Raw genomic sequence first — 13,451 nt, forward strand, 5'->3', positions numbered from 1 at the left:
TCCTTCTTCGTCTAAGATATAGAAAATAAGGCGCATAAAATCGAAATGACTTCAACCGTTCTCAAACCCTCCTCCCTTCCTCCTCTCAACGCTCCTACAGTCCGCCGCCTACCCAATGGACTAACGATCGTAGCAGAACACCTGCCTGTTGATGCCGTTAACCTTAGCGTTTGGCTCAATGTTGGCTCCGCCGTAGAATCAGATGATATCAACGGCATGGCTCACTTTCTAGAACACATGATTTTTAAAGGCACGCCGCTATTGGCCGCCGGCGAATTTGAACGCTTGATCGAGCAACGCGGGGCTGTAACAAATGCCGCTACCAGTCAAGATTACACTCACTATTACATCACTTGTGCCCCCCAAGATTTTGCCGAACTCGCACCCTTGCAAGTCGATGTACTGCTGAATGCTAGCATTCCCGATGAAGCCTTTGAGCGAGAGCGGTTGGTCGTGATCGAAGAAATTAGGCGAGCGGAAGATAACGCCCGACGACGGACTTATCAGCGATCGATGGAGACAGCTTTTGAGGTGCTACCCTATAAGCGTCCCGTACTCGGCCCGGCATCGGTGATTGAACAACTGACAGTACAACAGATGCGGGATTTTCATAGCAGCAGATATCAACCTGAGTCGATGACAGCGGTTGCTGTGGGGAATTTGCCAGTTGAGGAGTTAATTGAAATTGTGGCTGGTGCTTTTGCAGATGCGATGACACCTCATGAATCGCCCGAAGTGCCATTAAAACCCGAAGCTTTGCATCTGAAAGCTGAATCCGCTTTTCAAGAAACAGTCCGCCGCGAATATGTCGATTCCAGCCTTCAACAGGCAAGATTGGTGATGATGTGGCGAGTACCAGGACTGGCAAATTTAGAAGAGACTTACGCCCTTGATGTTTTGGCAACAATATTGGGTCACGGTAGGACAACTCGCCTGGTTCAAGATTTGCGGGAAGAGCGGGGTTTAGTCTCCTCAATTTCAGTTAGTAATATGACTCAGCGACTTCAGGGTGTATTCTATATTTCAGCTCAATTGGCTGAGGAGAATTTGGCTGAGGTGGAAGTAGCGATCGCTCAACACATCCGCACTATCCAGATGGAACTCGTGACGGAAGCGGAAATGGCCCGCGTCCGTACCCAAGTAGCTAATCGGTTTATTTTTGGGAACGAAACGCCTAGCGATCGCGCCAATTTATACGGCTACTACCAGTCCATTGTCGGGGATTTAGCCCCCGCCCTCAACTATCCCGCCTCTATCCAAGCTCTCAATGCGATCGATATCCAGCAAGCGGCCCGCAAATATCTCTCCCCAGATGCCTGCGGTGTAGTTGTACTCCGCCCTGCAAAATAGCTAAGTAGGCTAAAGAATTAAAAATGCAAAATTAAAAATTAAAAAATAAACTAATTTAATTTTGAACTTTTAATTTTTAATTTTTAATTGATTGGGTTCTCGCGAGGTAATGGGAAAATATCTTGCTATTGCTGTGCGATCGCGAGGTAGTACCCCTACCCCCAAGGCGTGTCAACTTAACGTCAAATCGTTAATCCGCCAGAGGTTAAAACCCCTGTCTCAAAAATCGAGTCCTCGCTCAGGGACTAAAAAACTCATTAGTCCTCTGAGCGAAGACTTAATTTATAAGAGGGGGTTTTAACCCCTGTCGGAGTCAAGGTTTAACATTAAGTTGACACCAATGCCCTATAGCTCTAAATTGTTGTCTAAATCGATCGATAATTAAACTGTTCTGGTCTACGGAATCGACAAAATTTCTGTGATTTTCCGACAACAGATAAAACTTGTAAACACTGTACTAGGTAAATGAAACTACAAGCTTTTCTCAACACAAATATCAAGTATGATGCGGCAGCGATCGCTAGAGATGACGAACTCAGCCGTCAAATTCAAAGCCGTCTGATTGACTTAGGTTTACTCAAACCCCCAGTAGATGGACTCTTTGGCCCTCTCTCTACCGCCGCCCTCCATCGCTTTCAAACCCTGATGAAATGCGGCGAACCAGGGTACTTAGGGACAATCACAGCCAAAAAACTGATCGAAACTAAAGTCGGTGAAATTCCCCTACCCCCACCCGTCCTCAAAATCGTTTTAGACACAGTTCTTAAAGCCAGACCCCTCGCATCTTCTCAACTTGCTGAGTCGGAAAAACAATCAATACCAGCAGGAAAAGAGTTTGAAATTCTTGCTTTTGCCCCAATTCGCGGTCACGTAAGAGTTGCTTTCCGCAATGAATCTTTTAAGGGTTCCCCTATTTGGTATATCTTCGAGAAACACGCTCAGATTACTCAAGAAGGCACCATACTGTATCCCAAACCAAATCCCCTAACTGTTAGGCTTAATGTTGGCTACAAATCTCAGTTAGACAACTGGTACAATCCTACTGGTTCTTGCAATGTGACTTCTATCGCCATGTGTTTGGAGTTTTTAGGAGCACAACGCAGAACTAAGTCGGGTCAATTTGAGGATGAGCTCTATCAATATGCACTTAATCAAGGTTACAGTCGCTGGAGCCCCTACGATTTAGCTAAGATTGTCAAGGATTATGGCTATCAGGATTACTTCACCGAAAATGCAATTATTGAGGATGTTCAAGATTGGTTAGCAAGTGGAAATCCTGCTGTTATACACGGATATTTTACGTCTTTTGGTCATATTATGCCTGTAGTTGGTTATGACCCCGATGGATTCTTTGTTCACGATCCCTATGGAGAGTGGTTCAGTGGTGGGTATCGCACCGATCTTAGTGGTGAATATCTACACTATTCCTATCGATTGATTCGCAATGTCTGTATCCCTGATGGTAATTTCTGGGTACATTTTATCTCGAAGTAATGCGATCGCTAGGGGCTATATATAGGGTGGGGAGTCCCCACCCTATATGGTTAACTATTCCCTAATAATTGGAGACTGAACATCAGTTGTCGGCGGTAAAATTTCAGGCAATTCTTGAGGCGATGTTCTCTCTAAATTTCCCTCCCACCGATCCAATACATCTTTCACCAGGATCTCGCGCAGCAAGATTCGCACCATAATTACCAAAGGGAGAGCGAGAAATAAACCCAAAAAACCAAAGAAAGAAGCAAAGAAAATCTGAGCTAACAGCGTCACCGCAGGTAACAAAGAAACTTGCTGTCCCATAACTATCGGAACTAATAAAAACTGTTCTAATTGCTGAATCAAAAAGTAAGCAATTACAACTGCAACAGCTTTCCAGGGAGAATCGAGGAGAGCGATCGCCGCCGGCGCAACCGTACTCAAGATCGGCCCAACATTAGGTACAGCCTCTAGAAATCCTGCCAGCAGAGCATTTGCCAGAACTAACTTGACCCCCAAAATCCACAAGATAATCCCGCTAACTGACCCAATCACTAACATATTAAATAGCGTACCCACAATCCAAGCGACCAAATCAGTTTCACACAGAGAGAAAATCTCATCAGCGCGGCGGCGATAGAAAGAGGGAAATAGCCGTAAAAAGCCCTGGCGGTAAGCTTGAGGATTGAGTAAAAACATGATAGTAATTACAACCACAAATAGCGAACCGCCTGTGAGGTTTAGAAAACCCGAAAACAGTCTAAAAAAGTTGTTAGCCAGTCCACTGATCAGGGGTTGAACTTGGTTGCCTAACTCTCCAACGCTGGGAAGATATTGACGAGCTTCAGTTGGTAGCCATACAAACAATTGGTTAATCCATATTTCCAATAGTGTCAACCCTTTAGGTACTAATTGGGTCAATTCCCGAAACTGACTTAGGAAAGGAGGTACGACAAGCGCCCCAAATAGCCCTATGAGCGCTATCAATAATACTGCTGATATCAGTGAAGCAAAACCCCTTTGAATTCCTACTCGCTCCAATAATCGGACGAGCCTGTTTAGGGCGATCGCAAACACAACTGCCACAAACAGTAGTAGCAATAGTTGCCGAATTTCCCAAAGAACAGAGAGAGAAAGTATCAGAGCGACTAAGCCCAGCCACTGTCCAAAGTTCATCTATCTCACTCCCCCATTCCCCTTTATAAAGCCACTCTAGAATACATTATAAGGGACTAGGGGCTAGGGACTAGGGACTAGGGAAAGAGGGGGAGCAATTACCAATTACCTAATCCGTAGAGTTAACGTGGTCTATGCGTTCTAGTAACCAAAGAATTTGGTTTCCTTCGCGGCGTGCTCTAGATACCACCCAGTTACGCCAAACCCATTTGTCACCTCGACTGGTAACAGCACTAGCATTAACATCCATGAGGTCAGCTAGTTCAGAACTTGTGATTAAGTAGCCTTTAGTGGCAACTTCATCAGCAATGTGCAAGGTTTCTATCAGGTTGCGGAGTTGCTCAACCCTCACCTCGCGCGGCAAGTTGTCTAGGGAATCGGCAGTGGAGTCGATCATAGCAGAATCGGAGATGAGAAGGTCAGAGGCTATGAGATTGGATTCTATCGTTTTGTTAGCAGTTGTGTCCGTTGCCTGTGAAACAATTGTATTGAGAACTGGAGATTGGGAGCGAGGTTGGGTAGTAGTTAATTCTCCTTGAGTGCCTTGCTCGAATTGTTGCAGAGAGGGGTTTTGACGGTGGGAGAAGGCGCGAGCGATCTCGTCGCAGCGGTCATTATAACGATCGCCTGAGTGACCTCGAACGTGCTGCCACTGTATATGTTTACAATTTAGTTCGTCAAGTAACTCCCAGAGGTCTTGGTTGATCACAGGAGCACCGGTTGAGGTTTTCCAGCCCTTTCTTTTCCACCCTTGAATCCATTTTGTAATGCCATTTTTGAGATATTCGCTATCTGTGTAAAGGGTAGCAGGTTCAGCTTGACCCGATTTGGCGAACCATTCCAAAGCTGCGATCGCTGCTTGCATTTCCATGCGATTATTAGTCGCTTTGGCATCAGCACCACCGAGTTCTTGAATATCACCATTGGCGAAACAGATGACTACGCCCCACCCACCAGGGCCGGGGTTGCCAGAACAAGCACCATCAGTGTATATGCTTTTAACTTTAGGAAGAGTCATAGCGATCGTGATTTAAAGGCTATCCCATCATAAAATCGATCGACCAGGCGATCGCACTTCGCTATTAGTCATTGATGTTTATAGGGTGGAATAGCATGAGCGCAAACCTACCAGATTTTAACGGCTTGTCTCGACAGGAGGTAAGAAAAATTCTTGATGCCAATGGCTTTCAACCTAGCAATCTACAGCCTTCCCAGGGAGGATGGCAGAAGTTCAAGCATCCTGACGGTTCGCAAGTTGATATCAACTGGCAAACAGGAAGAATTGTTAGAACAGAAGCTCCCATATACGGTACAGATGGTTTTAGAATAAATAAGGGACAGCGGTTAGCCTCTGACGGTAGTAGAATCGATCGCGCTCTTCCTCACGATCGGCATCCACCAGAATATTTCGATATAAACTCATGAACAAACCTTTCTTGACAGAACTTCCTCTCACCTATGCTGATTCAGTTAGTTTTGAAAACAGTGGCAGTATCTTCTCAATCAAAATTTTCAATCGAGAACATAAGTTAGTAATTCTGTTAAAAAATATTCTCCTTTTCAACTTTTCAAAAGACTCTTTGAAGTCTGATAAAGATAATGATTATGTAGATATTATCGAGATTACTCATGAATATAGAAAGCTGACTCAGGATGACTTGAGAAAATATTCATTTTATCCTGAAAATATTGACGAGTTACCTTTGCTACATACTGTCACTCTTTATGGCAACACTATAATTGAAGTTATTTGTGAAGAGGTTGAAGTACAATCGCACTCGCTAATGCGTGAAAAAGAATCTGAGTTAACAGTTAACTATTAGCTCAAATAATCAAAATATCAGAGGCACTCAAGGGAGGCGCAGCAGCTAAAGTAGCTATCAGCACTTGTGGTACTGGGCCAATGCCATCGGCATCGAAGAACAAATTCGCAGAACCGCTATCATAAATAAACCTTTGAATCAAGTCAGATGCAGCAACAGCTAAGACAAACTGACTTGCAGCAAGCGTACCCGCCGTTAAACCACCGCCGAAATCCGTAGCAGAGATGAGAATGCGATCGCTACCAGGCGTGAAGTCATTTAGAAAGTCGATCCCATCACCTGGAGAGTTTAACTGAAAGTAATCATCACCGATACCCCCAGCGAGGAGATCGCTACCGCTATCACCAATAAGAGTGTCATTGTCAGTGCCGCCACTGAGGGTGTCATCACCACTACCCCCGCTGAGGCAGTCGTTACCATCCGCACCAATTAGGAAGTCATTCTCAGCATCACCAAACAGAAAGTCGTCTCCTGGATCTCCCTGAATCAAGTCATTACCAGCATCGCCATTAATGGTGTCGTTGCCGAAGTCACCAATCAGAGTATCGTTACCATTACCGCCTGCGATCGCATCATTACCATCCGCAACTAAGCCTGCACCTGCACCCCCAGAGAGACAGTCATCACCCTCTCCACCAACTACAATATCGTTGCCTAAGTCGCCAATCATAGTATCATTTCCCAATCCACCCACTAGACTATCATCGCCATCACCGCCTTGCACTCTGTCGTTTTCACTGCCACCATCAAGAGTGTCATTACCAGAAGAACCTACTATGGTGTCATTGTCTTCAAACCCACTAACCTGAAACCCTTCGATATTGACTGTTACTGGGACATTTGTACTCGTTAAAGTGCCATCGCTAACTGCATACTCGAAACTAACTGTACTGACTCCAATTTGGGAGGTAAATAATACACTTGTGTCGCCAAAGTTATAATTAGCCGTGCCATTAATGGGATTGCTAACGGTTGTCACCGTAATCCCAGTAGGGCTATCATTTTGTAGTAAATCAACTATGGGAATATTCAGAACGCTAGTATAATTGCCAGCTTGATCGGTAAAAATTATATCTTGACCATTAGTACCTGAAACCGCAGCAAATCTGTTGAGAGTGTCCGCCACAGCGATCGGCGGTGTAGGTGTAGGATTAGGCGTAGGCGTAGGTGTAGGAGTAGGAGTAGGCGTAGGCGTAGGTGTAGGATTAGGTGTAGGGGTAGGAGTAGGTGAAGAAAGGACTAAAACATCCTTCAATACTACCAAAAACTCTTGTGTTACAGAATCCTGAATGATGGCATTTTTAGCATTCTCACCAGTTCCTTGAAAGATATTGAGCTTACTTGTAGCAGTCTCAAAAGTTGTTAAATCAATAATGCTTCTGCCTTGACTCAATATTTGACCGCCGTTAGCTAGGCGAATTACATCTTCGCCATTGCCAAAGTCAGTAATAACTGGTGCATTTACTAAATTTAGACTGCCGCTTGCGGGCCCAAAAGAAAAAGTATCAGCACCCTCACCCCCTGTGCTAGTATCTCCCCCGCTGTCGCTTTCAATCAAGTCATTTCCCTGATTGCCAAATAGCAAGTCGCGGCCTTCTCCTCCCCGCAGTGTGTCTTCGCCTTTACCCCCAAAAATGACATCCCGACCATCAGTGCCATCTAAGCTATCATTGTCTAAGTTTCCAAAGAGATAGTCGTTACCTGAGCCACCACTGCCAGTGTCGCTGCCTTTGCCACCATACAGCAGATCGTCTCCCTCTGCACCGTTAAGCAGGTCACTACCGGCTCTGCCGTAGATGACATCTCGCTGTGAGGTTCCAGTTAAATTATCATCATCAAGTGTGCCGTTAATGACTGTCATAACTGAGGTTTTCCCTATAGTTGGTTTGAGCTTCTATCTTAAGAGGAACTGAGCATCGTCAGTAATTTAAAATAGGACTTGCGTAGTAATAACGAGCAATCAAGGTTTAAGATTACTTTGGGGTTGCTTTGTTCCTTAGATTAGTTCCTCCGTCCCAACTGCGCTACGCTTGACTGCGCTAAACTTGATTGTGCTCTGCTTGGCTGTCGTAATTACAGAAAATCTTGCTTATGCTTAAGTCCTCTTAAAAATTCTGTCATCCTACTATCTTAGGGAACTTTAGATGGTTCTATCTGTCTTGCCAACTTAGGCTTTAGCACTCTTTCTTATACCAATCCTCCAAAGTTATGCAACAGTAGAGGCTGGAGGCAGGAGGTCGCTCTTCTGAAGTTAACTCAACAATGCAGATTGTCTCAATAATTTTGACAGTTGGTATTAATATGTATGCTGACTTACCTACAGTTGATATATTTGTGCTAATTGCCAATTACCAATTAGCAAGTAAAATTTGTGAATTGCCTAAAATCACTGAAATCAGGAGTTAATTGGTAATTAGCAAGTGAACTAGGTAAAATCAGTAAAATCCCGATCTAGCAGTTTTCAATTGGATGAAAGACTACTTTTAATTACCAATTAACAATTTGTTAAGTGTTAACTGTGAGCAATTACCAATAAACGATTAGCCTGCGAGCGTGCAACTAAAAACCTCTACAATTCATGCTATAATTGGTATTTAGGTATATTTTATGATGAAAAATAGAAAATCAAATATTAAAAAATGTGGGTTATTGATTTTTCCTTTCTATTTTTTAATATTTGATTCTTTGGCAACAGCGCAGCCCATTAAACCCGCTGTAGATGGTACGGGAACTTTTGTCACTCCTGAAGGCAACCGCTACGATATTGGCGGCGGTACTCTGTCAAAGGACGGAGCGAATCTTTTCCACAGTTTTCAACAGTTTGGTTTGAGTGAAGGTCAAATTGCTAATTTTTTATCTAATCCAGCGATTAGAAATATCTTGGCTCGTGTTGTGGGTGGGGATGCTTCAATAATTAATGGTTTAATTGCTGTCAGTGGTGGGAATTCTAATCTTTTTTTAATCAATCCGGCAGGTGTTATTTTTGGTGCTAATGCGAGTCTAAATGTGCCCGGTAGCTTCACTGTTACGACTGCTAATGGTATCGGGTTTGGGAGTAATTGGTTGAATGCTGTTGGTGTTAATGATTATGCTGCATTAGTGGGAACGCCTAGTGGTTTTAATTTCAGTGGAGTGCGATCGGGAAGTATAGTTAATGCTGGTCAGTTAGCCGTTTTGCCAGGACAAAATTTAACTTTGCTCGGTGGTACGGTGGTGAATACTGGCAGTCTAACCGCACTAGGGGGTCAAATTACTGTTGCTGCTGTCCCTGGTGAGAATGTGGTTCGCATCAGTCAACAGGGTCTATTGCTGAGTTTAGAGGTGGCGACTTCGCAAGGGGAAGGATCTGCAATACCTGTGGCTAATGTACCTCTTTCTTTACCGCAGTTATTAACGGGTGCTGGCAGTAGTCAGGCGACTGGACTCGCTGTTAATAGTGTTGGGGAAGTGGTTTTGATTGGTTCGGATTTGAAGGTAGAAACCGGGGATACGGTAATTGCACCGAATTCTGCAATACTTGCGGCGGGCTACGCTAACTCACTTCAAGGTCAATCTGCTATACTCTATGGTGCAAATAATCTCACTTTATTGGGAAGTCAATTATATACGAGTGGCAACCTGACTTTGCAAGCACGAAATGGAGTAATCGTTCGCGATCGCCCAGCTAATCCCTTTGTTGCTAGAGTGGGAGGGAGTCTTTACATTCAGGGCGATCGCAGCATTGATATCCTAGCCCTCAATCCGATTCCAGGTATTGCGCCGGGGCCCCAATTCCAAAGCGGGGGCGACTTAAGCTTGGTTAGTGGTGGTAATATTTCCGGCGATTCTCACTTTGCTGCTGGTGGTAGTTTCTCGATTCGGAATTTGTCGGGTGGGCCGGGTAACTTTGTAAGCAGATATGACCCCATATTCAGTTCTGAGGGAGATGTCGTCTTTGGGGACTATACAGGCGTTTCGCTGAAAGTGGAGGCGAAAGGGAGCATTATTGCAGGCAATATTGAGATTACAGGGCCCGATGTTACGGTTTCTGGTTCCGATCCAGATATTGCGATCTTGACCAGTGGCCCGGCGTTGATTTTGCGATCGGGAGTAGTGAGTCTGGCAAATGCTCCTAATCTTCCTCCCGATGCTGCGATTGGAGATACAAATTTTACCTCTTTTCCATCTTCATCCAGCTCAATTACGGTAGGGACGATCTCAGCAGATGGACAGGTGATTTTGTCAGCGGGGGGTGATATTGTCACTAGCGAGATTAACGGTGGGGAAGTGGCGATCGCAACGGGTGGCTCGATTACCACTGCTGGTCTGCTACAGTCAAATGGTGCGATCGCTCTGGAAGCAGCGGGGAATATTTTTACTAATGAGATTTCCAGTGTTGGTAACAACGGCGATGTAAGTCTGACGAGTAGCGGCGGAAATATTGAAGCGGGTGCGATCGATGTGAGTGCTGGCAGTGCGATCGCCATGACTGCCTCTGGAAACTTGGCGGTGGACTCGTTAGTGGGCAATGCAGTTGATGTCGTAGCTAATATAGGTACTGTTAGTATTGGCAGGATAGATGCTAATGGCAATGTGAGCATTTCTGCGGGCGAAAAGCTCTCACTTGGTAGCGTAAACGCTAGCGGAGGCGGCAACAATGTGAGCCTAAGTGCGGGAAATGATATCAGCGTTGAATTCATTAATGCACCTGGGGGTAGCATTGATATCAGAACTCCAGGTTTTTTCCGGGCTTTTGGTACTTTTACAGACAACAATGTTACAGAGGCAAGTATTTCGACTGTTGGCGGTGATGGCGGTGGGCCGATAGTAATTCGGCATGGTGGCGGCGATACTGACCAAGTAACGCCATTTATAGTGGGAGATGCGACAGTGAATGGTACTGCGGGTGCGATCGCTAGCAGTCGTAATAATATCATTCAGCCCCGCCAATCTTTCAGCAACTCTTATACTCAGGGTAATATTCAAATCATTACTACTAACCCAGTAACTCCCACTCCTACGCCAATTCCGACACCGATTCCGACACCGATTCCCACGCCGATTCCGACACCGATTCCGACACCGATTCCCACACCAATTCCCACACCAATTCCCACGCCGATTCCCACGCCGATTCCTACGCCAATTCCGACACCGATTCCCACGCCTACACCAATTTTCACTCCCACTCCGATACCAATTCTCACCCCCACTCCGATATCGCCAACTCCAATACCGCTAACTCCAATATCACCAACTCCAATCCGACCAAATCCTCCTTCAATCCCGATCGCAAACCCATTGCTTCCACTGCAACAAAGTCAAGACCAACGTAACATTTCCCTCGACCTACAAAGACCATCAACTATTTTACAACCAAATTTAATTGAGTTAGGAAATAATCTCCGCAACCTGACTAGCGAAAACGCCAGAGAAGCAGTTTTTAACTCAACATTACGTGCAAACATCGCTCAAAGTTTCAATTCAGGTAATATCATTCAGGCATTAGGACAGATAGAAAAGTCATTCACTCAGGAGTTTGGAGAATACCTGGAACTTAACTTAAATCCGGGGTTTTCTTCTCTCAGCGATATCCAGAAAAGTTTGAAAATAATTGAACAGCGAACTGGCACAAAACCGAGTTTGATTTATGTTTTCTCGCGCCCAGAACAACTAGAATTAGTGCTAGTAACATCATCGGGGTCTATAGTTCACAAGAGTGTCTCGGAAGCTAAGCAGGATGACTTATTCGATGTGGTGACAGAGTTCAGAAATGATATTACTAATCCCCGTTTCCGAAATACCACAATTTACCGTGCCTCTGCACAGTTACTTTACAAGTGGATAGTTGCACCTTTAGAGCAAACTCTGCAAGAGCGCGGCATTGATACGATCGCATTTACTATGGACAAAGGTCTGCGAGGTATCCCCATTGCTGCTTTGCATGATGGGCAAAACTTTTTGATGGAAAAGTACAATCTCAGCCTCATTCCCAGCATTAATTTAACGGATACTCGCTACGTAGATGTCAAAAATTCCCCTGTTTTGGCAATGGGAGCCTCACAATTTATTAATTTAAATCCTTTACCAGCAGTGCCGCTCGAGATCGCTACGATTATGTCAGAATGGCCAGGAGTGGGTTTTCTCAATGAGGGTTTTACTCTCGAAAATTTTAGGCGACAACGGGAGACTCAGCCTTTTGGTATTATTCACCTGGCCACTCACGGGGAGTTTCAACCAGGAACACCCAGCAATTCTTTTATTCAACTGTGGGATAGTCGGCTACAGCTCGATCAACTACAGCAGCTAAGATTGAATGACCCGGCTGTGGAATTATTGGTTTTAAGTGCTTGTAAAACTGCGGTGGGGGATGGTGATGCTGAGTTGGGTTTTGGGGGTTTGGCAGTGCAGGCGGGTGTAAAGACGGCGTTGGCGAGTCTCTGGTATGTCAGTGATGAGGGTACTTTGGCATTGATGACTGAGTTTTATGGGCAGTTAAAGCTAGCACCAATCAAGGCGGCTGCTTTGCGTCAGGCGCAAATGGCGATGCTACGGGGAGAGGTGCGTTTGCAGGGAGGTAAATTACGGGGATCGAAGGGGACGAGTGTTGATTTGCCCGCGCCTCTCCTCAAACTTGGAGATCGGAATTTATCGCATCCTTTCTATTGGTCGGCGTTTGTGATGATTGGCAGCCCTTGGTAAAACTTTATGTAGGAGGGAGAACTAGGGGCTAGGGGCTAGGGACTAGGGGAAGAAGGGAAGAAGGGAATAGAATCAATGGTTTGGTGGAATTCAGAACGTCCTAACGGCCTTGGCAGTTGCTATAAAATTTAGTTATCTAGAAGGGTACGAGGAAAGTGTTGGTGGTTGCTATAGGTTTTGCGATCGCCAACTTTAAAACATAAGATATAGCAATCTTCTTGGCAGTTAGGAAAGGAGCGATCGCTGGAAACCTTGATTCTATTCCCTTCTTCCCTTCTTCCCCTAGCCCCTAACCCCTAGCCCCTTTTTCCCCTAGTCCCTAGCTATAGTATCAACTTGCCTGCGGACAAGGGGAAATACCACTACCCACGCAGGAGTTGTTTAATAGTTCCTACTAATTCCTGTGGGTGAAAAGGCTTAGCGATATAAGCGTCCGCTCCTTGCTTCATGCCCCAGTAGCGATCGAATTCTTCACTTTTACTCGAACACATTACCACAGGTAAATTTTGGGTTTTGGGGTCGCTCTTGAGCCGCCGGCAAACTTCATAGCCATTCATCCGGGGCATAACAATGTCCAGAACGACTAGATCGGGGCAATTCGCTTTGATTTGCTCTAGAGCTTCTACGCCGTCACTGGCGACAGTAACATTCAATCCTCTGCCTTTGAGCAAGTCGGCGATCATCTCCCGCAGGGTAACGCTGTCGTCAACAACCATAACTGTACTCATATATTCCTACCTAGTTTCTGGGTTGAAACTTTAACAAGCAAGGGTAGCGTACCCCAATTTAAATTGTGATTGGTTATATATAGTTTACCCACGTCTCATCATTTCCTTATCATTGCTCTTAATAATTCCGAGAAATCTCGGTTGACACACCTGGGGCTTTTTGCTACTTTATCACTCTATCGTAAAAATAGCATTGTTCCACAAAAAAATGCTCTTA

Annotated in this window: 10 protein-coding genes; 6 read left to right on the forward strand and 4 right to left on the reverse strand. The window is 45.0% G+C overall.

All coding sequences use genetic code 11. The features are described 5' to 3' along the window. The first annotated feature begins 45 nt into the window (after positions 1 to 45). Both OSCI_RS05515 and OSCI_RS05520 read left to right on the forward strand, forming a co-directional pair. Entirely contained in the window at positions 46 to 1,350 is a 1,305-nt protein-coding gene (locus OSCI_RS05515; protein ID WP_007353881.1) for a M16 family metallopeptidase, read from the forward strand. Positions 1,351 to 1,815: 465 nt separating this feature from the next. Further along, positions 1,816 to 2,844: a C39 family peptidase gene (locus OSCI_RS05520; RefSeq protein ID WP_007353882.1), complete on the forward strand. Its 1,029-nt coding sequence runs from the start codon at positions 1,816 to 1,818 to the stop codon at positions 2,842 to 2,844. Between the two features lie 54 nt (positions 2,845 to 2,898). On the opposite strand, the gene OSCI_RS05525 is transcribed toward OSCI_RS05520, so the two are convergent. Continuing rightward, on the reverse strand, positions 2,899 to 4,002 hold the full coding sequence (locus OSCI_RS05525) for an AI-2E family transporter (protein WP_007353883.1): 1,104 nt from the start codon (positions 4,000 to 4,002) through the stop codon (positions 2,899 to 2,901). A gap of 109 nt (positions 4,003 to 4,111) precedes the next feature. Further along, positions 4,112 to 5,020, reverse strand: coding sequence for a ribonuclease HI (rnhA, locus tag OSCI_RS05530; protein WP_007353885.1), 909 nt, complete (start codon positions 5,018 to 5,020; stop codon positions 4,112 to 4,114). 95 nt (positions 5,021 to 5,115) lie between these two features. On the opposite strand from rnhA, the gene OSCI_RS05535 reads away from it, so the two are divergent. Then, positions 5,116 to 5,427 carry a hypothetical protein gene (locus OSCI_RS05535; RefSeq protein WP_007353886.1) on the forward strand — a complete coding sequence of 104 codons (312 nt, stop codon included), beginning with the start codon at positions 5,116 to 5,118 and terminating at the stop codon, positions 5,425 to 5,427. Beyond that, the gene (locus tag OSCI_RS05540; protein ID WP_007353887.1) at positions 5,424 to 5,825 is read left to right on the forward strand and encodes a hypothetical protein; all 402 of its coding nucleotides are present in this window, start codon (positions 5,424 to 5,426) and stop codon (positions 5,823 to 5,825) included. The genes OSCI_RS05535 and OSCI_RS05540 overlap by 4 nt, the downstream gene beginning before the upstream one ends. A gap of 1 nt (position 5,826) precedes the next feature. Here OSCI_RS05540 and OSCI_RS05545 read toward each other — a convergent pair whose 3' ends face one another. Beyond that, positions 5,827 to 7,686 carry a calcium-binding protein gene (locus OSCI_RS05545; RefSeq protein WP_007353888.1) on the reverse strand — a complete coding sequence of 620 codons (1,860 nt, stop codon included), beginning with the start codon at positions 7,684 to 7,686 and terminating at the stop codon, positions 5,827 to 5,829. 401 nt (positions 7,687 to 8,087) lie between these two features. Here OSCI_RS05545 and OSCI_RS30575 point away from each other — a divergent pair, with 401 nt between their 5' ends. Continuing rightward, positions 8,088 to 8,231, forward strand: coding sequence for a hypothetical protein (locus OSCI_RS30575; protein ID WP_007353889.1), 144 nt, complete (start codon positions 8,088 to 8,090; stop codon positions 8,229 to 8,231). 204 nt (positions 8,232 to 8,435) lie between these two features. Continuing rightward, a complete protein-coding gene (locus tag OSCI_RS05550; protein ID WP_019487183.1) occupies positions 8,436 to 12,506 on the forward strand; it encodes a CHAT domain-containing protein in 4,071 nt (1,356 codons plus the stop codon). Between the two features lie 362 nt (positions 12,507 to 12,868). On the opposite strand, the gene OSCI_RS05555 is transcribed toward OSCI_RS05550, so the two are convergent. Beyond that, positions 12,869 to 13,234, reverse strand: a complete 366-nt coding sequence (locus OSCI_RS05555; RefSeq protein WP_007353891.1) for a response regulator transcription factor — start codon at positions 13,232 to 13,234, stop codon at positions 12,869 to 12,871. Positions 13,235 to 13,451: the final 217 nt, after the last annotated feature.

Source organism: Kamptonema sp. PCC 6506 (assembly GCF_000180455.1).
In the GTDB taxonomy this organism is placed as follows: domain Bacteria; phylum Cyanobacteriota; class Cyanobacteriia; order Cyanobacteriales; family Microcoleaceae; genus Kamptonema; species Kamptonema formosum.